Source organism: Nitrobacter sp. NHB1, from assembly GCF_036964665.1.
GTDB lineage: Bacteria > Pseudomonadota > Alphaproteobacteria > Rhizobiales > Xanthobacteraceae > Nitrobacter.
This window is the reverse complement of sequence record NZ_JBAMDA010000001.1, coordinates 1,775,343-1,797,197: the sequence shown is the minus strand read 5'-3', so window position 1 is coordinate 1,797,197 and position 21,855 is coordinate 1,775,343. Positions and strand designations below refer to the sequence as shown.

Genomic DNA, 21,855 nt, shown 5'->3' with positions numbered 1-21,855 from the left:
GCCGCCTCGTCAAAATCCCAAGGGCAAATCGCCCGCGCGCGGCGGCCGATTGTATCGGGGGACCCGTCGTGCCGGAGGCCAGGCCAGGCCGTTATACGGAACACCATCGCGCGACAGTTGCGGATTGTAAGCCGGATCGTCGTTGAGCACCTCACCCCAGCGCGCACGGAGCAGATTGAGCTCATGTTCAAACCGGTCCCGCCGGTCGGCACGATTGTCGCTGCCCCGGCTGACAGATTCGGCGTGGACCAGCTTTGCGTGCGGCGTCAGGACAATGCGCTTGCCTGCCTCGCGCAGGCGGAGGCAATAGTCGACATCGTTGAACGCCACGGCGAAGCGGGCTTCGTCCATTCCGCCGACCGCAAGATAGTCGCTTCGTCGGGTCGCAAGGCAGGCCGCGGTCACCGCGCTGCATTCGTGCGCTACAAGGAGTTGATCGAGAAAACCCGGGTCATCGCTGAATCGGTCGGTGAAAGCGTGGGCGACTGAAAAGTTTATGCCCAACACCACACCGCCATGCTGAACGACGCCGCCGGGCCAGGTCAACAGCGCGCCGACGGCACCTACGTCCGGCTCGCTCAGGCGCGTAAGCATCTCTTCGAGCCAGTCATCGGAGCTTGCCTCGATGTCGTTATTGAGAAGACATAGAACATCGCTGTCGAGCATTGCCGCGGCCTGGTTGTTGAGCCTTGCGAAATTGAACGGCCCCTCGATCCGCAATGTCCGGATGCCGCGTCGCGGCAGATCGGACAGAAAGCCGATCGTCTCCGGATGGGCGCTGTCGTTGTCGACGACAAGGATATCGGCGCGACAGCGTTCGACCGCGGATGCGATGCTGTCAAGACATCGGCGCAGGAGAGAAACGCGGTCGCGCGTCGGGATAATCACGGTCACTCGCTGCTGCGAAAACGGCCGCTTGATTTGAACAGCGGGAAAGAAATTGCCTTGCTGCTCGGTCACCTCCGCATCAATTCCGCGTGCCCGCAGGTGCAGATGGCTTGCGGCGGACAGCAGGGCGCCGGCTTTTGTCCGATCGAGCTTCGGCATGGTCGCCAACGCTCCGGTCAGGTGAAGGATATCCGCTTGCAACGGACCGGCTCGATCCAGCAGGCAGTTGAAGAGACGGTAGAGGTTGTCCGGACGCGCCTTAATGGCCGCTATCAGGGCGTCGCGCCGGGCCGCGAACAGATGCGCGCAATACCCTTGCTCCAGCATCCTTTCGTAATCGAACGCCGGAAACGCCAGCGGCCAAAGACGGCCGTCATCGGCGAGAAAGTCGAGGTCGCCGTATATGGCTACCGCATCGGGGTTGGCGTCGAACGCGGCGGCGATGCGTGCCAGGGCGTTCCGTTCGAGCGAGACGCCCGCCATGGTCACGACGATGTGGCGCGCATCGGATGCGGCGTCCTCGAGAAATTCCAGCATGGCATCGCTGTCGATCAGGAGCGGCTGACCGTCGATCGCGCCCGCGGTCCAGTTCTCGTGGCTTTGCGTCTCCAGCGTGGACAGCGTCTGTTGCGCACCATTGCTCCCGGCGATCACGACGGCCAGCCGAAGCGCGCTTGGCTGCGGCTCCGGCAGCGGGAAGCGATCGCGCCAATCGGCATAGTCGTGCAGGGGCAGCGAAGCGGGAATGAGCCGATCGTACAGTTTGCCGCGCAACCGCTCGGCCGCATAACCGCCGATGACATCGATCATTCCGATGAGGCCGTCGGGAAATGCAACGAAGACGGCCGTGGCCGGAATTTGTTCGCCATCCTCTTTCCGCAGCAGGATTCGATGGACACGCCCGTCAGCAAAGCGTTGCGGGGCGTGAAAATCGAAGGCGCGAACGTTGCGTGAGGCGTCTCCCTCGGTATCGCCGCCGACGTGCGTCCAGGCCGCGGCGCGGACCTGCGCGACGGATTCTCCATCGACGATCGCTTCCAGCGTGACGGCGGCTTCGCTGTCGATCCAGCCCTGAAAGTGCAGGCCACCCAGCCAACGCAGCTTGCAGGTCGGGCGCAGATCGAGCGGAGCCGCGCTGTCATCCTCAAGGTCGATGGGGTGGCCGACGGGAGTCTCGAGATTGGCGAGGCGCGCCGAAAGAAGACGCGCGGCGCGGAGCAGATCGGGCTCAATGGTCACCGCAAAGCCGCAAGTGTTGTTCTGGTCTTGCCGGGAGAGTTCGGGGACGAAGGCATCGGCGTAGGCGGTCTTCAGCACCAGGCCATCGAGCAGGATGTCGACGGTAAAGCGGCGCTCGGGAGCCGCCGGATCGAATACCAAACCGGACACCGTGCCATCGTCGCCGAGCGCGAGCCGGCTGACCAGCTTCGGTTCGGCAATTGGTTGCTTGCGGGCTCGGGTGACGCGCGCCATGTTCAGGATCGCCCGACCCATGCGATAACGGCATCGACAAGTCCCTGGTCGTCCGCGTCCGCCGGGATGGCGAGATCGCACTTGCGCGGTTTGGCCGATCCGGCGGACCAGTCGCGGTAGGCAACAGGTATCGAGGCCCGTCTTGCGGTCTCGATGAGAGGATGTCCGAATGCCGGTTCCTCGAAGTCCGTGAGCAGCCAGCCTGGATTATGCGGCGCCAGGACATCGCCGATCTCGTCGGCTGCGACCGTGCCGGTTATGAAAACATTCGCGTGGGACATCAGACGATCATCGTCGCAGGTCGCGCCGGCGATGACGATCGATCTGGATGGCTCTCGCCGCCGCAGACGCTCTGCCAATCGTCGTATCAAGCGGAAGGATGCGGGCGAGGGTGCAGACGGTACGATAGCAAGCGATTTGTTTGCACCGGAGATCGGCGTCAGGGTCAGCGGGCGGGTTGGCCAGTTTTGGAGAACGACTTTGCGGTTGGGCCAGCGGGCCTGCGCAAACGCTTTCGCCGTCTTGTTAGGAACGAGAAGCGGCGGCTCGTCGGGAAGCGAAGTGATGGCTTCGCTCAGAGTCCGTGCCGTCAGCCACGGATTGATGGGAAGGCCAAGTCTCCGTATCAGTTCGACCAACTGCGGCAACGGACTAGGCTCGACGATCTCGACGCGATCGGGGTGCAGCCGTGCGATGATGTCGGTGGCGTCGGCGATGGCCCTCTGGTTGCCGAAACTCAACCGGACGGCTTGGGGGCTGCTACCGTCGGCGACCCTGAGGTCGACGACGTCGCGCTCCCGCAACAGTAGGACCGCACGCTCGCCACGCTCACGGATATGGCGCGCCCGCTCCTCGGCGACGGCGGCGAATCCCCGTCGGTCGCCGAGAATCAGCACCGAAGGCTCGGAGAGCCAGGTCAGCGCGCGATCAAGCCTCGCACGCGCCGGTCGTAACGGGTCCGCGATCTCGAACGCGCGACATTCCCGTCGGTAGTCGGGGAATCGCCGGTCCAGAACCTCCAGATTGCGAAGCACCAAGCCTCGCTTCTCGTGCCGGAAGGATTTCGATCCGTGATGTCCGACATAGACCGACGGCGCGCAGACATTGCGAAACCTCTTGGCGCGAGCGCGCAAGCAGAGATCGACATCCTCGAGATAGCCTCGCTCAAAATTTTCCGAAAGCCCGCCAATAGCTGCAAGACAGTCGCGTGTAACATAGAGACAGAAGCCGATGCCGCTCGGCACCTCGGTGACACCACCGGCATTGGCGATGCTCGCGACCCGGTCGATCTCGAGAATATTCTCATAACCTTGCATCGGATTGAAATCGTTCGGTGTCGGAAACGAAAAAATGTCGCCGTTGTTTGACAGCGGAGTGACCGTCCCGATGCCAGGTGCGGAACGCGCCGCGGCCGCCAATCGCTCAACGAAGTTAGGTGGCACAATGGTGTCGGAATTAAGCAGCACGACGTCGCCAACTGGTACGGTCTCCAGCGCGCGATTGATCGCGCCGACGAAGCCGAGATTGGTCTCGTTCACGAGACAATCGATGGTCCCGGCAGCAGCAAGCTCGTTCAGATAGCGCCGCAACTCCGGTTCGGGGGTGGCATCATCGACCGCCAGAATGCGGAAGGAGTGTTGTCCGGCCGCATTCGACGCGCGCGCCTTGATGAGGCTGGCAAAGCAATCGAGCGTTGCCTCTACGTCCCGGTACACTGGAACGATAACGGTGGGTGGTGAGGTGTCGGATCGTGGCGCGATTGAGCGGGGTGTATCGGTTCGGATGTCCGGCGGAGTGGACAGGTTGGGAGCCAGCCGTCGAACCTGGATGATCTCGCCGTCGCATGTCAGCGTCAGCGTTTGCGGCGCTCTCGATGGCGGACGCCGAACCAGGAAGGCTGTTGCCTGAACGTCCATGCTGGCCAGGGGGTGAAACGAATTGGGTTCGAGCACGCTGGTGAGCGTGCCGTTTTCAATTGCAAGGCTGACTTCGATCGTGTTTGCGGTGGTCCATGCGATCCAGCCCGTCACGTGATTGTCAAACACCGAACAGGCGGCCCAGTGCCGATCCCCTGCGCGCCGGAGTTCCTCGATGGCAACACGCAGGATCGCCGGATTGCTGTCACAGCCGATCAGATTGGCAGCCGCGGTTCGCTGTCGATCGCCCGTTGCCCAAGCGAGCATTCTGCGGTTGGCGGCAAGATCGGATGGGTCGACGAGAAGCGCTTTGGCGAGGTCGGTCAGGGACGCGTCCCTGCGTTCCAGCCGCCAGTTCGCTTCCGCGCGGAGAACGAAGCAATGTGCAGCCGATGGTGGCCCGACCCGGCAACGTCTGTCCGCGTATTTGAACGCCGCAAGAAAGTCCCGAGCCTTCAGCGCTTGCGCGGCCATGCGCTCGAGCATGACATGCGAGCGAAATCCGACAGGTGCCTGGGTGTCACTGACGGTGCCGAGAACCATCTGGCGGTGTCCTGACCAGTTGGTGCTTGGTCGGCGCTTTGAAGCTACTGCTGGCATTCGCATCATGATCCGAAAAACGGAAATAGGCTTTCCGAAAGCGTGATGCCCGAACAAAGAGATGCGCTTATGATTCGATTTCGTCCGATTGGATCATGATCTATCGGATGGCACTCGCCTGACGCTGCTGACTGCGGAAGACCCGCACCCGTGCCGAACCGGCAGACTTGCGCGGCATTGCAGGTGCCGCAACCTGTTTCGTCGTTTCGATACGCTCGATGCCGATGCGAATACCGACCAGCGGTTCGCGGTTGGTCGGACCCGACAACACCACGCGCTTGCCCACCGCGCGGAGGGTCGGCGCATTCAGGAATCCTGCCTCGGCGACAAACTTCAATTCATCGGTGCCGCTCATCTCGAGAACGACGGCGGTAAGAGGCAGGGCCCGGCCGCGCGTGCCGGCATAGGTGCCGAGCGACACCATCCTGCCGCTGCCGGTCTGACCGTTGGCGAATTGGACCGCATACCGGATATCGATGCTTGCGGGCCTGTCCGGCCATTCCAGAGCCACGCCTTCCACGCGAGATGGCGCGGCCGGACCCGCGATCCATGCATTGGGACCGACAATGATGTCGCCGCGACCGGCCACATGGCCGAGCACCTTCAGGCCTTCCGTTGCAACATGCGTGTGCTGTCCCATGCCGTTGCCCTGACCGGCGGTAGCGGGGGTTTGGCCGGCCTGGATTTGCTCGACGCGTACGATGGCAGCCCGCGATCCTCCAGGTATCCTCGGCTGAACCTGAACCTGCAAAGTACCGGGCGTGTTGACCCGCACCACCAGGCTGGAATTGGGTTTCCACAACGTTGGCTCGGTCGCATCGGGGTGCATGATAATTTCCATGCGCTTCTCATGCCCTTCGGCCGGGGCGACCATCACGCGAGGCGGCGAGAGGGAGTCCTCGGCGCTCTTGTAGTTTATAAAGAACAGTCCGCGATCGAGACTCAGAACTTTCTGTTGCTCAGCGTCGTTCGTCGTCCCCCGAAACAGATCCACTGGTCATCTCCTTCAGCCGTGCCAACCCATCATGCGCCGCCGCCTTGTCTCGGAAGGTCCGCTGTGTCTCGGAAAGGCCGCTATCGCGAAGCCCGCGGACTGACGATCAACCCGTTACGCAACCATGGTCGGCGTTTCCTGTTTCTCATCTTAAAGTCGCCGCTGCCCCACACCCGACTGTGTCTGCTCTCGGAGAAAATGCAGCGGACACGGATGAAGCCAATCAAGATTCTCTCTAAGGCACCAATGATGACCGTGTTCTGATCGGTGTGGCCGTCATGGCGAAGCACATGTCCCGAGCTAAAGATCACACCAACAAGGCGGTCGATTTCGCCGGCGAGAGAGATCGCCGGATGTCTTCAGCCTCCACGCTCAACGATGCAGCCATCTTGCGTAACCTGTCGTTCTCATCCCTCAGCAGTATGATGGAATCTGCGATGCTCTCGGCGGAATCCGGGACGTTCTCAACGCTGCTTAAATCCGGATGCTGGATTTGCGGCAGGTAGTCTGAACGACGTTGTGTCAATTTGAGTCTCATCGCGAATGCCTCCGCGCTCACCTTCGTATTCTACATAATACAGCGACTTTGGAATTCGTGTCCACGCAGTCCCAACTACTCGACGATTTTTAGGGCAGGAAGATGTCAGACGGAAGCGAAAGCTGGATGAACAAAGTCTCGACTCATTTGGAATTTGTCAACATGCGAATAATTAGACAGGATTGCCATTGCAGACTTCTCTGACGAAAGATTTTTACTAAAAAGGAAACGCGTAAACCGAGTCCTCAATTGAGATCATGTCGATGAAGATTTTATTCGTTCACAATAATTTTCCGGCGCAGTACCGCAATCTGGCGGCGGTGTTGGCCAATGAGCCAGGATTCGAACTCGCCGCGGTTGGCGCATCGAATGCGCAACCGATGCCTTCGGTCAAGTTGATTAAATATGCTCTTCCCGACGCGGACGTCTCCGGAACGCATCCATTTGCGAGACGTTTCGATCTTGAGTGCCGTCGGGCTGAGCAGGTGCTCTATAGTCTTTCAACGCTGGCGGCCTCCGGATTTGCGCCGGATGTGATCCTTGCCCATCCCGGCTGGGGCGAAACATTGCCGTTGCGCACCATGTTTCCTAAGGCGAGGCGTCTGGTCTACTGCGAGTTTTTTTACGGCGCCGAGGGGCGCGACATCGGATTCGATCCGGAATTTCCGATATCCGGGTTGGATGGTGATATCGGGCTGCAGCTCAAGAATGCGACAACCTTGCTAGCACTCGCCGACTGCGATGTCGGAATTTCGCCCACATGTTGGCAGCAGTCGACTTTTCCAAGGCATTATCAAAGCAAGATCGAAGTCATTCATGAAGGAATCGATACGTCGCGCGTGCGACCTGACCCGCGGGCGCGCCTGATGCTTCCAAACGGCCGACAGGTCGGCCGCTCGGATGAAATTGTGACATTTGTCGTGCGTAATCTCGAGCCGCTCAGGGGCTACCACATCTTTATGCGCGCGCTTCCCGAAATACTGAGACGCCGGCCCAACGCACAGATTGTCATTATCGGCAGGGATGGATTGTCTTACGGACTTCCTCCGCCGGTGGGCAGCAACTGGAAGTCGATCTTCCTGGAGGAGGTGCGCGATCGGTTGGACATGTCGCGCGTTCATTTCATGGGCGGTGTTCCATACGACACTTTTATTGCGGCACTTCAGGTGTCATCGGCGCATGTCTACCTGACGTACCCCTTCGTGCTGTCCTGGTCGGTGCTGGAAGCGATGAGCGCCGGTTGCCTGGTGATAGGATCGGATACGCCGCCGGTGCGCGAAGTCATCAGTTCCGGAGACACCGGCGTGCTGGTTCCTTTTTTTGCGGTTGATGAGCTTGCTGAAAGGGTCGTTGAAGCGCTTCAGGAACCGGATCAGTTTAACGCAATCAGAGAGTCCGCCCGCCGCTTCGTTATCGACCACTACGATGCCTCGCGGATCTGTATTCCGCGAATGCGGCAGCTTCTCGACCTGAACGCACCCACGACGCCCGCCCGTCGAACCGTTTGGACGGGACGTCCGGCGTCGGAATGGCCAAGAGCCGTCAGGCGCTCGTCACGAAAGTCGGTCGTTCCGACCGAAAAGAAAATGTCAGACGAGGGCGACTCCGGTCCGTCTGATGAAGCTACGGTCAAACAAGACATCTCGAAGAAAGGGGCGTTACGCTGATCTGGATTTCATCCACTCTTGAGAATCAGACCAACCAACGTTTGTAATCTCGTCGATCAAGCTTCCGGGCCATTTTCAGGAATGCCCGTCAGTTCTGTCAGATCATCGACCGTACAAACCGCACCTGAGAAATCATCGTCGCTAAAATAGGCGCTGCGCGAGATCAGGACAGGAATTCCAGCGCCTGTCGCCGCAGCCAGACCGATGCCGGAATCTTCAACAGCGAGGCATTGCCGCGCGGGCAGATTCAGTTTGGAGAGTACCTGTATATAAACGTCCGGCGCGGGTTTCTTCCTTGTCACCTCGTCGCCGGCGGCAATAGCTGCGAACCACTGCTCCCAGTTCTTGCCCAGCGAGACCGACAGCAATACGTCGATATTCGGGTACGAGGTCGTCGTTGCGATCGCCAGTTGCTGGCCGCGCTGCCGCGCCGCATCCAACAAGGCGCGAACGCCCGGCCGAAGCGGGCAACCGCCCTTGGCTATCAATTCGGCGTAGAGCCTGGTTTTGATTTGGTGCAGTTCGGCGATCTCGGAATCCGACAACAGCGGCGGCTGCCCGTCTCGCGAGTTGTCGAAGGCGCGGATACGCTCCTTGCCTCCCGCCACTCGAAGCAATTCCTTATAAACGGCGCGATCCCAGCGCCAATCGAGGCCGGCTCCCGCAAAGGCAGTGTTAAACGCCTGACGATGAGCCTCCTCGGTTTCGGCAAGCGTTCCATCGACGTCGAGAATCAGGGCGCGCGCCTGAACGATCAACGCTCTGATACGATCCAGCGGCAAGTTTGCGGCAATCATTTCGCTCATTTTCCTCACACACCGACGAACAGATCGACAGATGGATGCTGCCGAAATACCTGTATTGCTTCAACCGTTGTCACGCCATTGACTCGTGCAGAGGTCTGACTCGTGCAGAGGTCGGAAGTCTTCCCGACGAATGCTGACTCGGCGGACGCCAATTGTTTGCGCATCAAAATCCAAATCTGGAGGTTTGCGCAATTTAATCATCTTGGACAAGCCAAAAGCATTTCTTATGCCGCCACGCAAGGGCCCTTGTATCCTTATCGCAGGGAAGCCACGTCAATCCGATTCGGAACGGAGTGTCGTGATCTTCTGCGAGCCTAATGGCGACAGTCGCGCGCTGAGCGGCAAGGCATCTCCTGCAATACGACGTCTCTTGCAATCGTCCCCGGCGTTTAAGCGATACCCGATCCCACAAGTCGTATTATTCTCGCAACACTATGGGCAGAGAACGCGTTTAAAGAGCTTCTAACCCGCTTTAAAGAGCTTCTAACCCGCGCAGGGGGTGCGCACCTCTCTCTGTCTTCTTCTTTATGGAGCCTGCTCTATAGAAACCCGACAGGCCGGAGGGGTGGCGTGGAAATGCAAAATTGTCATAACAAAATTGTCATAAGCAGTGCGCGGAAGAACTGGTTGCTACGATCAATGTGTTTCGGATTTGCCGGGTGGCTCACGCTTGAAGGCGGCGTCGAAACGGTCGTCGCGCAAACCAGCCTGCATGCTTCTATGGCGACCGCCGCCGCATCACTGGAAGCATCGCCTATAAGTGGTGATCCTCCTTTGCCAAATGATATGCGCCTGCGCGGCCATCAAATTCACTTCACTAGGATGGGGTTGGCGGACGATGCTGTTGCGACCGGATCATGCGAGGCGCTGCGATTTTTGTTCGACCGGCCGAATGCGATCCGGACGACACAACATAGTGCCTCGAGCTATTTGATTAAATTCCCAATCTTGTTTGAATCACTCCGTTCTATTCGTGAATAATTGACTCGCATTCCGTCAGCGGGAGGCGCACACTTTCTCGTACCACCACGATGGTTGTGGCTTCTAATGAGGGATCAGGAGAACGCTGCTCGCGCTCCTCTCCTTCAAAACAAGGGAGCAACGGCATGAAGGTGCGGCGTTTTACTCAGCTAAAGTCTTTGAAAGATCGTCTGGTCGAGTTTGCGGCAAATGCCCGTAAGGCTGCCGACGAACTGCCTCCGGGTGCTCGCAGGGATGAAGCGTTAAAGAGGGCTCGTCGGGCAGACACGGCGGCCCACATCGATGCGTGGGCGAATTCGTCGGGGCTGCGGACGCCAAAGTAAACACGGTTTCGGTGGCGCACGGTTTCAGGCCAAGGCGCGTGGATCGCATAGTCGTCATCCAGGATGCGCGAGCCCCTACGGTTCGATCACCAAAGTAGCGGGCTGCACCGAGAGTTCGGCATGGAAGGGCCTTGCCCAACAGGCAATCCAATATCGGCCGCTGTTCTCTTGTATCGGGAGTGTGATGAAAGACGGTCTCGAATGAGATCAAGGAAAGAGCCATCCTCTTTCGAGAATGGCTCGAAGGCGAAGCTGGAAATCTTTCAGCCCTGTGTACTGCCGTTACCTTGTTTGCAGCCATACGTCGCAAGGATGATCATGTTGGAGTGATTCGGCTGTAACCTGATCAACACAGCGTCCTTTTCCCGTGAGCCCTCAAGTGCATCAGCGATATCAGCTGCGCAGTATCCTGCGGCGGCGCGGGGTATGGTCGCCGTTGTTGGTCGCGTGCGGTTCTGGTCCCCGATGCCCCGCCACGCCATTCAGCGTGACCGGGAAACAAACGGACGCCCGCAAAAGAAGCCTGCGTTAATTATAGCGTTTTCGAACGAAGCCTGTCCTCTGGCTTGACCCGAGGATGGATACCGGTGCGCGTGAAGAAAACGCGTCAAAATTCTAGAGTCTCACTTCTGATTCCAGCAGAAGCGGGACTCCAATGGGATCGCCTCCGGCCTCATTCGGAACGGAACGGCTACCCCTTCCGCCGGTTGATAAATTGGGCAGTCCGGGAGGAACACGATGCCTTACGCACTATTCGATCGCGACAGACGCATCGGTAAATCGGCGTCGACCGAACTGGACGTCTGGAAAGAAGCGCTGCGGGCGGGTCGCATTTCAGATCTTCCGGTCGCCGACGAGGAGGGCGGTCAGGTCTTGCCGCGTGGCCTCCATGTAAAGCGGGTGGACGAGGATTTTGCGCCGCGGCCGGAGTGGAATCTCCCGACCGAAATTTCATGAAGCCATTGCACGAATGGGCTGGAATATGGCGATCGTGTCGCCGGCGGCCATGCGGACTGACTCGGGTTTCCAGGCTTTCCCCTCGGCCGGCAACCAACCCGTGCAACTTCTGAACAACGGTGAGTTGCGGAACGGCCTCCGGGTGCCGACCGCAGTGACGCGCGGTCGGGGGCGATTCATCCGATGCAAAAAGGTGGTCGCAGAGACGCTGTCCATCCGGCTGCGCGCGTGTCAAAGCATACGATGGGGTGCGCCTAGCGGCGCGGTCCGGCCACCCGGAGAAATATGTCTTGCGTTACAGCATAATATGGGTTTCTTTCGAGCAAAGATACCTTCACGGAGAACAAAAATGACGGCTCCATCATCAAAGGGTGTGGCCGAAGGCGATCTGCGTCTGGTTGCACTCTCGCTCATTTCCGAGACGCCTCGTCATGGTTACGAGGTCATTCAAACGATCGAGAAAATGACGTCCGACTGGTTCTTGCCCAACCCCAACGTCATCCATCCGATGCTGGCCAGTCTTGTGGACGAGCGCTGTCTGACCGCGTCTGCCGATCCGCCGAGGCTTTTCACCATCACCGACGAAGGACGCGCCTATCTCGAGCTGAACTGCGATCGTGCCGACGCCGTCGTCGGCCGCCTGAAGGCGCTAGGCGAACGCGTTGCCCGCTGGCGCAACGCTCTCGGAATGGCGGAAAGGCTGAAGGACGCCGACGCGGACGCTACAGAAGGCCTGCTGGATGTCCTCGCCCGCGCGTCCATGCAGAGAAAATAAGCCCTGCGAGGGGCCGACACGTGCGCGGTCGCCATCAACCTCTCCGCTCCGGAGTTGAAACCGGCAGCGGAGATGGATGCGACTGCGGCTCGTGGAACGGGTGATGCGAGCCTGCTTCGGGCCGCCGAAAATGGCCCCGCTCGGTCTTCATCGAAAACCGATCAACTCCGGGCCGGGCGGCCCGTTGCCTGTTCAGTGAGGTTTCGGCTGAGCGGTTCCTGGTCGAAAATCCGGTCGGGCGGATGATCGGGGACGTCGGGAAGCTGGTGGGGCCGGCTCTCGGCGTTGCCGGGGACTCGCCGGAAAGGCGGCGTGCTATCTCTCAACGATGGACGTGAGCTGCCGGTGTGTTCCATGCCTCAACGGAAACATCTCGATGATCCGTCATTGCCGGGCTTGACCCGCACATCCATCATCTTCGGAAGAAAACGGATGCACGGGTCATAAAGGCGGTCGAAAGTGACGCTCGTTCTTCGTATTGGCTATGCCCGCCCGTGACACCGGAGCATGGATTGAGTCCGTGCAATCGGCAGCCGCCCTCGAGCATTTTCCGGCTAGAGCCTTTCCGCTTCTGATGGAACTCAGAAGCGGGGCTCTATGATTTTGATTAGACGCGTTTTCTTGACGCGAACCGGTATCCGCTTTTGCGGAATACGCGCTAATCTTTCTGCAGAGTGTGAGTGAAGTACCACAGCGTGCCGTTAAGCACCATCGCACCCAGGATGTTGCCGATGGTGACCGGGATCTGATTCCACACCCACCACTCGTAGATGCTCACGTTAGCACCGGAGAGGATAGCGGTCGGGAACAGCCACATGTTGACCACGGTGTGCTCGAAGCCTAGCGCAAAGAACATTCCGATCGGGATCCACATCAGGACAACCCGGCCCACGGTGCTGCGCGTGGCTTTGGACATGACGGACCCAAGGCTCACCAGCCAGTTACAAAGCACGCCCTTGCCAATGGCGGCGCACCAGCCAATGGCGCCGTAATGGATATAGCTCACCTTGGCCTCAGCGGTGTGGGCGATGACTTTGAGCATGCCGTCCGGCGGGATGGCCCCACCCTTGGTCAATGAGAACCACAGCAGCCAGCCGAAGAAGATGCCTCCGAGCAGATTGCCACCCAGAGTCCAAATCCAGTTACGAATTAATTGTAACGGCGTGATCGTCCCGGCGTACATGCCGATGGGCATCGTCGCGAAGCTGCCGGTCGCCATCTCCAGGCCGAGGAAGCTCAGCGTGACGTAGCCTGCCGGGAAGACAAGTCCGGCCACGGCGAGCGGTATGCCCGCGGCGACCATGGCGAATACCACACAGGCTCCGTAGGCCAGAAAGGGCGTGCATAGAAAGCCGCGAATGAGCAGGTGTAGGGTGCCGAACTTGGCTTTCTTGGCGGCATCCGCGGCTATCGCGGCTCCCATATCCGACGGTGGCACCGTTTCGATTACAACGCTGGCATTCGCATAATCGGCCATTGCGCGTTCCCCCCTGAATTTTGATTTTTCCGGTCACCGCCTTTAGGCAGCGCCGTTAGCGCGCAAACGCATATCAGATATCTGCATACCGTGCAACGGAATGTCCTGATCCGCGCGCGAAATTTCGCACGCGGGGTTTGACAGGCGTGGGGGAACAGCGACCGGGCGGGCCGTGGCACAACGCGCGTGGCCGGATCAGATCGCGAGCGACGTCGCAAAGCGAGTCGCTGCCGATCTTCCGCTTGTCCGGATAGGCGGACCGATTATTCCGCCATGGTCTCGATCTGCTCGTTGAACCAGTCCAGATCTTTCTTCCAGCCGGCATTGTCCGGCGCGCGCATGACGACGCGCTCCATGGCGGCTTGTCCTTGCCGCAGCGCAACCAGCGCATTGTCGTGGTCATTGGATCGACGATACATCTCGGCAAGATGCCCTTGGCTCACGGCAACGCTGCGCTGCAAGTCGACGTTGCCGGGATTGGCGAGTGACAGCCGCTCGCTGATCGCGAGCCCTTCGTTAAAGGCTTTCAGCGCCTCGGCCTGATTGCCCAACCCTTCCAGCACTTCGCCGATACGATCGTGGGATGCCGTAAGATCGCGCTGCCAGGCGACGTTGGCGGGGTCGCTTTGCGCCAGTCGCTCCCTGATCGCAAGAGCGTCGCGGAAGGCTTTCAGCGCCTCGGCCTGAGCGCCCTGCGAATCCAGCACGTCGCCGATACAATCGTGCGACACCGACAGACTGCGCTGCCAGCTGGCGTTGCCTGGATCGTTGCGCGCCAACCGCTCTCTGATCGCAAGGGCGTTGCGGAAGGCTTTCAGCGCGTCGGCCAGATTGCCTTGCGCCACCAGCACGTCGCCGACCTTTTCGTGCGACACCGACAGATCGCGCTGCCAGCCGGTGTTGTCGGGATGGGCCTGCGCCAGTCGCTCGGCAATTGCGAGCTGGTCCTCGAAGGCCTTCAGCGCCTCACCCAGATTGTCCTGAGCCATCAGCACATCGCCGAGACGATCGTAGGACACCGCCAGGCCGCGTTGCCAGTCAACATTATCCGGGTCGGCGTTTGCCAGCCGCTGTCTGATCGTCAGCCCGTCATGGAAGGACTTCAACGCTTCGGGCAGACTGCTCTGCGCCACATGCACGTCGCCGACCTTGGAGTGGGACACCGACAGATCGCGCTGCCAGCCGATGTGGTCGGGCTCGGCACGCGCCAGCTCCTCGGCGATCGCGAGTCCTGTGCGGAAAGCTGTCAACGCATCGGGCAGCTTGCCTTGCGTCACCAACACGTCGCCGACACGATCGTAAGAGAGCGACAGACTGCGTTGCCAGCCGGTGTTGTCGGGATGGGCCTTCGCCAGCCGCTCCTTGATTTTGAGCCCGTCGCGCAAGGCCTCCAGCGCCTCGGGCAGCTTGCCCTGCGCCATCAGCACGTCGCCGATGCGATCGTAGGACAGTGTCCGGTCGCGCTGCCACTCGTTGTCATCGGTGTCGGCGGCGCGCGCCAGTTGCTCGGTGATATCGAGCTGGTTGCGGAAGGCTTCCAGCGCCTCGGGCAGCTTGTCCTGCGCCATCAGCGCTTCGCCGATCTTTTCGTGCGACAGCGACAGACCGACCCGCAGCTCCGTATTGTCAGGGTCGGCGTTCGCCAGCCGCTCGGCTGCCGCAAGCTGGCTGCGGAAAGCTTCCAGCGCCTCGGGCAGCTTGCCCTGCACCGCCAGCACGTCGCCGATCTTTTCGTGCGACAGCGACAGATCGCGCTGCCGGGCGGCGTTGCCGGGATCGGCACTCGCCAGGCGCTCCCTGATCGCGAGCCCGTCGCGGAAGGATTTCAGCGCCTCGGGTAGCTTGCCCTGCGCCACCAGCACGTCGCCGACACGGTCGCGTGAAACCGACAGGTTGCGCTGCCAGCCGGCGTTGTCGGGATCGGTGCGAAGCAGCTGCTCGAACGCTCCTTCGATCGCGTTCAAGACGATCATGCGGGCATCGGGAGGTACATGCCGTTCGGCCACGTCGTCGAGATTGAAGAGGAATCGCTCAGCCGCGAGTGAGCGGACAGAATTATCGGGGTTGTCGAGCAAACGGCAAATCTCTTGCGCCGCGCTCGCCGGCGTGCCTGTCGCCGGCGAAATCATGGCGTCGGCGAGCGCGCGCGTGGCGCCTTGCAGCTCCGCCTCGCTCAACGATGAATCGCCATAATACCGGGCCGCGCGGATATAGTCCTTGCTCGCCAGCAGATGGACCATGGTTTCAGTCGCGCGCAGCCGGTCGTCCGGCGCCAGGGTCAGAAGGTGATCGGCGATCAACAGGTGCAGTTGGGGATTCGAGAGCCGCAGCGCCGCGAGGCGTGAGCGGGCGGCAGCCCGCGCCTGGGCGTGATTGAAATTCCACTGCGCAAGATCGCCATGCTGGTGAATCTGGCCGTGGAACAGGCGACGCAGTGCGGCGAAACGCGATTCGTCCCAGGGCTCGCCGCTGACCTGCGGCAGCAATTGACGAAAATCGCTCTCTCGCCATCCCGCCCGGCTCGCGGAAATGAGGCCGATAAAGGCCGACGTAACGGCGGGGCCCAACTGTTCGGACGCGCTGTCGAACGTTGCGTGATAAAGGCGTACAATATCCGTCGGCATGGCGCCGACGGTGTCGAGCATCAAACTCGCGAGGCGTTCCTCCGGAGGGCCGGCAGATTCGCGCTGCATGTCGGCAAGATCGTCGCTGTCGAGCCGTTCCAGATCCTCGAGGGCGAGCACCAGCCACAACGGATTGCCCCACGCCGGCGCGCCCGCATGCTTCTTCGCGAGCAGCGCATCGATCACCGACGGTGCCAACTCGCGGTGATTGCGCTTGCATACGGCACCGATGATGCCGCTCGCCTCGGTCATGTCCAGCGGCGGCAAAGCCAACGCTTCCGCGCCCGAACGCTCGGCCAGCGCCTTGGAGGCGCCGCCGGCAATGGCGGTTGCGACAAGTCGCGTATTGGCCGGCCACATCCGCGGCAGCCAGGTCGTAAACTTTCCGCGCGGGGTCTTCTTGAACTGGTCGATCGCGTCGATCAGCATAACCACGCGCCGCTGCGGCGCCATCCGCGCGAGCAGCGAGGCGAAAGCCTTCTCGACAATCTCCGGGTCGATATTAGCAGCGAGGTCAACGTCGCCGACGCCGAGCGCGCTGCCGAGTTCGCCGATCCAGCGGCGCAGCATGGCATCGACCGATGAGGCCCGCGGGCTGGCGCCGGCGGCGTGCGCGAGAACGAAAGCGTCGCTCTCCTTCATGCGGCGGAGAAGTTCGCCGAACAGCGCGCTCTTGCCCGAACCCGGATCGCCGGTAATGCAGATGCCCCACGGCGTGGCTTCTTTCGTGGGCAAGAGGTTTTCTTTCACGGTGGAAAGGCAGAGGTCGGTGACATGCGCAATGATCGACTGCCTGCCAACGAAGTCGCGGGCGCGCTCATTGGCAAAGTTTTCGAGCGAGCTGCGCTCCGCCTGCATGTCCTCGATCGTGCTGCTAACGGATACCGGACGCGATTGCGACATCGTGGAGACCTCACTGAACAACTGATTTTATAGCATCGTCATGGAATTGGACAAATCCGGCAACTTCGTCGCGACATCAACCAGGAAACGTTCAGGTCGAATCCTCGCTGACGCGCCGCACCGCCGGCACGCAAGGTCTTGATTGGCGACCTCGTGAAAGACCTCCGCATGGTCGCATTCGAACGACCGCTTGGAGTGTGTCGTGCAGAGGTGGCGCCTGCCAGCGGGCGTTCAAGCCCCGACCGGCGACGCTCCAGCCCGAAGCAACCGGAGCCATCATGGAGATAACGAAGTAACTGACGCCTCTGGTTAGAGTGCCACGAAACGGCGACAGCGCGGATGTGCGGGCCGTAACGCGGGTGAGCGCCGACCAAGCCTTGTACGAGCTTTCCAAGTCAAGCACTATTTCACGGCATTCTTCATTCTCTATACCCGGTTTTCGGTTTGACCTGGAAACCCCTTAATCTTGCTCCGACCACATGGTGGGAGCTGGTGTGCAAGTGGTGTCAAGGGCTGTTGCCACTCTGGATTAACCCCATGCTCCGTCGCCTGGAAACCGGCGCCGGACCGGGCTTGAACAGATCGGCAGGCCCGTGGAACGTGCCGAGAGCGCGCCCTCTGTACGGGCTTGAAACCACTGCGTCAACGTGCCGGCGTACCGGTAAGCGGGAAATCGCCGAGGCAGGTGGGGTTTACCTGATGCAGTCCGCGCCGGCGGAAGGGGCAGTCCGACAAACCGCTCGTTCTGAACCATCGGGGCGGCTGTCACAGCGACAGGGATTGGAACCGGCCGGGTATTAAAACTCCCGTCCGCTCATTATCGCCGCGTCGAGCAGTTTCGTCGCGTTTTCGACGGCCTGCCTGAAGACTTCGGCCTCTTCCTCCAAGGACATTCCGGTCATTGTGGAGTTCTTCAGATCGCGGATGCAGTTGTCGCGGAGCATCATAAGAGAAGTATCATCAAGCAGATGGCCGCTGAGGACATGCCTGATGAGCTGGGCTGTAAAATTCTCGAACACAAGCGTGATCATACCCGCTTGGGCTGCGCTGCGAGTTGCATTCTGGAGGATCTGCTTTTCATCCATCGCGTCGCTTCATCTGTTTGCGCCGGAGAAGAGGAGCTTGCTGTTTTGGTGGTGCCTTTCGGAGCCATGAAGGAGCAAGGCGGTGGCGGCATGAAGGGGTAGGGCGGCTTGACGCCCTTCGCGTCTCTGTCGAAGCCGCGACGCGTCAGAATCGAGACTAGCCTTTTCCAGCTCATCCGGCCAACAGCTTTTTGCCGATCCGCCGGTGGCCCTCGCGAGACCGCATGCAAACGAAAGCCCGAGTGGTTTATGACGGCCCGGTTGGTTACCAACCGGGCATCGGCCGCCTCATGCCTGCACGGACGGCAGTCCCGGCTCGTACCGATCCTGAGCCCGGCGTTCGATCGCGTTCCGGCACCAAGCCGTCATTGCCTCGATGTCGGGCTTCAGACGCGTCGCGGAATCTCCGGCGAAGGCCAGAAAGTCCCCGAGGTTTTGCGTGGAAACGCCGATGAGAAGCGGGATACCGGCAATCAGGGCCTCGGCAATGACGGCTCGTAGCCCCCGGCCTTGCGCTTCTTCCCTGCCGAACTTGTTGATGACCACCAGATCGACATGTTCGAGCACCGCGCGCTCGATCCAGGCGTCGATGCGCGCGAAGGCGTCCTGATCGAGCCGGCAGCCCCTCGCTTCGTTGCCACGGTCGAACGAGATCTTGACCTCGTCACCGCCCAACAGATCCTTGACATACATATCGCATCGACGCCGGCCTTCACGGTGCGGGTTTGACTGGACCACGCCACCGAGCTTGTAACCGGAGGCGGCGAGAGCGGCTGCGCATTGAGCTATGAGAGCATCCCTGACAAGACCGTCATCATAAGCGACGACCCCGATCGGGCTCAGGCCGGGGTCCGTATGCCCGGTGGAAATTTGGGGAGCAGGACGCCGCTCCATCGTTTCCTCGTCTGCATCAGCCATGTCTTAAGTCAGCCACTCTTGAATCCGCTACGATCTCGATCGCTGCTCGGGGGTGTCCATCTGCGGCGGCGTTCAATCTCCGGCACGCCGTGTCCGGCGCAGAGAAAGCCGCGGGTGCTTCTTTTGAGCGGCGCCACGGTTCATTCCGCAGCGCACGTTGCCTCTTTTTCTGCGGCGGGCTGGCCACAGAATGGCACATGTGGCGAGTGAAACCGACCCAAAGCGGCATGTCAAGAGCGCCCATTTCAAGACGGTGCAAGGTTTTGGCGAGGTTCATGGCGCCGAATCCGGCTTGCCGAGTAGACGGCGGAATGGGAGTTTGCCCGGAGCGTTTGCCACCGGGGTTTTCCGTGAAAACAGCCATCACCGAATTGTTCGGGATCCAGCATCCGATCGTCCAGGGCGGTATGCATTATATCGGCTTCGCGGAGCTGGCTTCCGCGGTCTCGAACGCGGGCGGTCTCGGCATCATCACCGGGCTGACGCAGAAAACGCCGGACCTGTTGGCGAAGGAGATCGTGCGCTGCCGCGGCATGACCGACAGGCCGTTCGGCGTGAATCTGACGTTTCTACCCGCGTTCACCGCGCCGCCGTATCCCGAATATATCCAGGCGATCGTGGAAGGCGGCATCGGGATCGTCGAGACGGCGGGTCGCAACCCGGAGCAGTACATGCCCGCGCTAAAGACCGCCGGCATCAAGGTGATCCACAAATGCACCTCGGTGCGGCACGCGCTGAAAGCGGAACAGATCGGTTGCGATGCGGTCAGCGTCGACGGCTTCGAGTGCGGCGGTCATCCCGGCGAGGACGACATGCCGAACATGATCCTGCTGCCGCGCGCGGCCGACGAACTCAGGATTCCATTTGTGGCTTCGGGCGGCATGGCCGATGCGCGCAGCCTTGTCGCCGCGCTGGCGTTGGGCGCCGCCGGCATGAATATGGGCACGCGCTTCATCGCGACCAAAGAGGCGCCGGTGCATGACAACGTGAAAAAGGCGCTGATCGGGGCTTCCGAACTCGACACCCGGCTGATCATGCGCGCGCTGCGCAACACCGAGCGCGTGCTCAACAACCGCAAGGTCGAGAGACTGATGGAGATCGAACGGGAAAAAGGCGAGAGCCTCAAGATCGGCGACATCATCGAGGAGGTCGCCGGCGTCTATCCCAAGGTGATGATCGACGGCGACATGGATGCCGGCGCGTGGAGCTGCGGCATGACGGTGGGCCTGATCCACGACGTGCCGAGCTGCAAGGAGCTGATCGACCGCATCATGGTCGATGCCGAGCGGATCATCCGCCGGCGCCTGACCGGCCTGCTCGACGGCAAGGCGGCGTAAAGCGAATTGCGGAAACTATAGCGTTTTCGAGCGAAGTGGCTACCGGTTCGCGTGAAGAAAACGCGTCGAAACAAAAACATAGAGCCCCGCTTCTGATTCCATCAGAAGCGGAAAGGCTCTAAATCGTCGAGTGGTTGCGGCGCTTTCAAAAGCGTCAGCCGTCGCGGCCGATATGTTTGTGGCGAATGCGGCGCACGACCGACCAGATCGACAGCGCCGCCACCGGAATGAAGGCCGCAGTCAGATAACCCGGCTCGACGGGGACCATCCCGGATTCGTGGAGCGCCTTGGCGACATAGCCGAACAGGCTGACCACATAATAAGTGATGGCCGCGACCGACAGCCCCTCGACGGTGGTCTGCAGCCGGAGCTGCATCCGCGTGCGGGCGTTCATCGATTTCAAGAGTTCCTGATTCTGCTGTTCGAGCTCGACGTCGACACGCGTGCGCAGCAGGTTCGCCGCGCGCGACAGCTTGAACGACAGGTTCTCCTGACGCGCCTCGGTGGTCACGCAGGTCCGCATCGCCGGCGCCATTCGCCGCGCCAGGAACGACGTCCACGTCGGCAACCCGGACACCTTGCGCTCGCCGATGGTCGCCAGCCGCTGCTGCACGATCTCGTAATAGGCGCGGCTGGCGCCGAAGCGGAATACGCTCGCAGCCGCGCCAGCCTCGACCTCGGCCGCCAGCGCCGTCAATTCGTCGAGCAGATGGCGGTTGTCTGCGAGATTGCCGTTGTTGCGCATCTTGTCGGTCACTTCCGCGAGCCGTTGCTCGACGGCGCTGATCGAAGGCGCGAGCCGCTGCGCTTCCGGCAAGCCGAGCAAAGCCAAAGTGCGATAGGTCTCGATCTCGATCACGCGTTGCGCCAGCGCGCCGGCGCGATCCGGATTGAGTTTGCGGTCGACTATCAGAATTCGCACGAAGCCGGACGGATCGGGCTGGAAGTCGGTGGCGTAGATCGCCGCGCCGTCGCTGTTTTCGGCAAGCGCGAGACTGTTGCGATCGAACAGCCGCTCCGGCGGTTGGACGGCGGGCCCGTCGGCGAGCACGTGCATATCGATGGCGACAATAAGTGGACCGGGTTGCGGCACGAGCTGCATCGGGGCAGCGAGCGCCGCGGCCGCTGGATGAAACGGAATTCCGTCAGGTTGGGAGGGCAGCTCCCAGGTATAGGTCGTGAATTCGGAATGCTGCTCCCATCGTAGCACGGTCGTACCCAACGTGACGCGATAGTGCCGCTCGGCAAAGGTCGGCACCGGCAGGCCGCGCGCCTCGCAGAATTTCGCCAGATTGACGCGGTCGGCCTGGGCGCGTTCTCCGGCTGTCTCGAACGCGAAATGCAGGATGCGGGCAGGAACGGACAGCGCTGTGAACGGCCGCGCATGCAGTTCACCCAGGATCGCGGTCCGCAGTGGATGCGGCGTCAGCCTGGCGGCCTCTCCGTCCCCAATCGAGACTTCCGCGGTCATGCGATCCTCTCCGGCGATGTGTTGCCTTGTTGTCGTGGCTTGTAGCGGCTTGGCGATGACGTGCGCAACGACCGCGCATCACGCGACGCTCCTGATAGGCCGATAACGATTGCCGATCAACG

16 protein-coding genes are annotated in these 21,855 nt (G+C 61.0%); 6 read left to right on the top strand and 10 right to left on the bottom strand.

Annotated features, from left to right (window positions below; genetic code table 11):
* Positions 1 to 9: 9 nt before the first annotated feature.
* From V4R08_RS08430 to V4R08_RS08415, 4 genes are all read right to left on the bottom strand, one after another.
* Entirely contained in the window at positions 10 to 2,361 is a 2,352-nt protein-coding gene (locus V4R08_RS08430) for a glycosyltransferase family 2 protein (RefSeq protein ID WP_335578943.1), read from the bottom strand.
* A 2-nt stretch (positions 2,362 to 2,363) separates the two neighbouring features.
* On the bottom strand, positions 2,364 to 4,820 hold the full coding sequence (locus tag V4R08_RS08425) for a glycosyltransferase family 2 protein (RefSeq protein ID WP_335578942.1): 2,457 nt from the start codon (positions 4,818 to 4,820) through the stop codon (positions 2,364 to 2,366).
* Between the two features lie 157 nt (positions 4,821 to 4,977).
* Positions 4,978 to 5,871 (bottom strand): hypothetical protein, encoded by an 894-nt coding sequence (locus V4R08_RS08420; protein ID WP_335578941.1) that lies wholly within the window; start codon positions 5,869 to 5,871, stop codon positions 4,978 to 4,980.
* Positions 5,872 to 6,178: 307 nt separating this feature from the next.
* Positions 6,179 to 6,409 (bottom strand): hypothetical protein, encoded by a 231-nt coding sequence (locus V4R08_RS08415; protein ID WP_335578940.1) that lies wholly within the window; start codon positions 6,407 to 6,409, stop codon positions 6,179 to 6,181.
* 257 nt (positions 6,410 to 6,666) lie between these two features.
* Here V4R08_RS08415 and V4R08_RS08410 point away from each other — a divergent pair, with 257 nt between their 5' ends.
* Entirely contained in the window at positions 6,667 to 8,076 is a 1,410-nt protein-coding gene (locus V4R08_RS08410) for a glycosyltransferase family 4 protein (protein WP_335578939.1), read from the top strand.
* A gap of 56 nt (positions 8,077 to 8,132) precedes the next feature.
* Here V4R08_RS08410 and V4R08_RS08405 read toward each other — a convergent pair whose 3' ends face one another.
* Positions 8,133 to 8,882, bottom strand: coding sequence for an HAD family hydrolase (locus V4R08_RS08405; protein ID WP_335578938.1), 750 nt, complete (start codon positions 8,880 to 8,882; stop codon positions 8,133 to 8,135).
* 570 nt (positions 8,883 to 9,452) lie between these two features.
* Between V4R08_RS08405 and V4R08_RS08400 the strand changes: the two genes are divergently transcribed.
* The 4 genes from V4R08_RS08400 to V4R08_RS08385 all read left to right on the top strand — a co-directional run bounded on the left by V4R08_RS08400 (position 9,453) and on the right by V4R08_RS08385 (position 11,918).
* Positions 9,453 to 9,863 (top strand): hypothetical protein, encoded by a 411-nt coding sequence (locus tag V4R08_RS08400; protein WP_335578937.1) that lies wholly within the window; start codon positions 9,453 to 9,455, stop codon positions 9,861 to 9,863.
* Positions 9,864 to 9,988: 125 nt separating this feature from the next.
* Positions 9,989 to 10,186, top strand: a complete 198-nt coding sequence (locus V4R08_RS08395; protein ID WP_335578936.1) for a hypothetical protein — start codon at positions 9,989 to 9,991, stop codon at positions 10,184 to 10,186.
* Positions 10,187 to 10,924: 738 nt separating this feature from the next.
* The gene (locus V4R08_RS08390; protein WP_335578935.1) at positions 10,925 to 11,143 is read left to right on the top strand and encodes a hypothetical protein; all 219 of its coding nucleotides are present in this window, start codon (positions 10,925 to 10,927) and stop codon (positions 11,141 to 11,143) included.
* A 373-nt stretch (positions 11,144 to 11,516) separates the two neighbouring features.
* Entirely contained in the window at positions 11,517 to 11,918 is a 402-nt protein-coding gene (locus V4R08_RS08385) for a PadR family transcriptional regulator (RefSeq protein ID WP_335578934.1), read from the top strand.
* 658 nt (positions 11,919 to 12,576) lie between these two features.
* Here the strand turns inward: V4R08_RS08385 and V4R08_RS08380 are convergent.
* The 4 genes from V4R08_RS08380 to V4R08_RS08365 all read right to left on the bottom strand — a co-directional run bounded on the left by V4R08_RS08380 (position 12,577) and on the right by V4R08_RS08365 (position 18,925).
* Positions 12,577 to 13,395, bottom strand: coding sequence for a formate/nitrite transporter family protein (locus V4R08_RS08380; RefSeq protein WP_335578933.1), 819 nt, complete (start codon positions 13,393 to 13,395; stop codon positions 12,577 to 12,579).
* Positions 13,396 to 13,658: 263 nt separating this feature from the next.
* Positions 13,659 to 16,922, bottom strand: coding sequence for a tetratricopeptide repeat protein (locus tag V4R08_RS08375; protein ID WP_335578932.1), 3,264 nt, complete (start codon positions 16,920 to 16,922; stop codon positions 13,659 to 13,661).
* A gap of 797 nt (positions 16,923 to 17,719) precedes the next feature.
* Positions 17,720 to 18,007, bottom strand: coding sequence for a hypothetical protein (locus V4R08_RS08370; RefSeq protein ID WP_335578931.1), 288 nt, complete (start codon positions 18,005 to 18,007; stop codon positions 17,720 to 17,722).
* Between the two features lie 288 nt (positions 18,008 to 18,295).
* Positions 18,296 to 18,925 (bottom strand): DUF2478 domain-containing protein, encoded by a 630-nt coding sequence (locus V4R08_RS08365; RefSeq protein ID WP_335578930.1) that lies wholly within the window; start codon positions 18,923 to 18,925, stop codon positions 18,296 to 18,298.
* Between the two features lie 350 nt (positions 18,926 to 19,275).
* Here V4R08_RS08365 and V4R08_RS08360 point away from each other — a divergent pair, with 350 nt between their 5' ends.
* Complete coding sequence (locus tag V4R08_RS08360; RefSeq protein WP_335578929.1) at positions 19,276 to 20,262, top strand: NAD(P)H-dependent flavin oxidoreductase; 987 nt, start codon at positions 19,276 to 19,278, stop codon at positions 20,260 to 20,262.
* Positions 20,263 to 20,416: 154 nt separating this feature from the next.
* Here V4R08_RS08360 and V4R08_RS08355 read toward each other — a convergent pair whose 3' ends face one another.
* Positions 20,417 to 21,733: a DUF3422 family protein gene (locus V4R08_RS08355; RefSeq protein ID WP_335578928.1), complete on the bottom strand. Its 1,317-nt coding sequence runs from the start codon at positions 21,731 to 21,733 to the stop codon at positions 20,417 to 20,419.
* Between the last annotated feature and the right edge of the window lie 122 nt (positions 21,734 to 21,855).

Bases quoted from the DNA above. Each gene is read 5' to 3' on its own strand.
- V4R08_RS08390 (WP_335578935.1), top strand. From the start codon at position 10,925: ATGCCTTACGCACTATTCGATCGCGACAGACGCATCGGTAAATCGGCG.
- V4R08_RS08415 (WP_335578940.1), bottom strand. From the start codon at position 6,409: ATGAGACTCAAATTGACACAACGTCGTTCAGACTACCTGCCGCAAATC.
- V4R08_RS08355 (WP_335578928.1), bottom strand. From the start codon at position 21,733: ATGACCGCGGAAGTCTCGATTGGGGACGGAGAGGCCGCCAGGCTGACG.
- V4R08_RS08380 (WP_335578933.1), bottom strand. From the start codon at position 13,395: ATGGCCGATTATGCGAATGCCAGCGTTGTAATCGAAACGGTGCCACCG.
- V4R08_RS08425 (WP_335578942.1), bottom strand. From the start codon at position 4,820: ATGGTTCTCGGCACCGTCAGTGACACCCAGGCACCTGTCGGATTTCGC.
- V4R08_RS08365 (WP_335578930.1), bottom strand. From the start codon at position 18,925: ATGGCTGATGCAGACGAGGAAACGATGGAGCGGCGTCCTGCTCCCCAA.
- V4R08_RS08375 (WP_335578932.1), bottom strand. From the start codon at position 16,922: ATGTCGCAATCGCGTCCGGTATCCGTTAGCAGCACGATCGAGGACATG.
- V4R08_RS08430 (WP_335578943.1), bottom strand. From the start codon at position 2,361: ATGGCGCGCGTCACCCGAGCCCGCAAGCAACCAATTGCCGAACCGAAG.
- V4R08_RS08370 (WP_335578931.1), bottom strand. From the start codon at position 18,007: ATGGATGAAAAGCAGATCCTCCAGAATGCAACTCGCAGCGCAGCCCAA.
- V4R08_RS08395 (WP_335578936.1), top strand. From the start codon at position 9,989: ATGAAGGTGCGGCGTTTTACTCAGCTAAAGTCTTTGAAAGATCGTCTG.
- V4R08_RS08410 (WP_335578939.1), top strand. From the start codon at position 6,667: ATGTCGATGAAGATTTTATTCGTTCACAATAATTTTCCGGCGCAGTAC.
- V4R08_RS08405 (WP_335578938.1), bottom strand. From the start codon at position 8,882: ATGAGCGAAATGATTGCCGCAAACTTGCCGCTGGATCGTATCAGAGCG.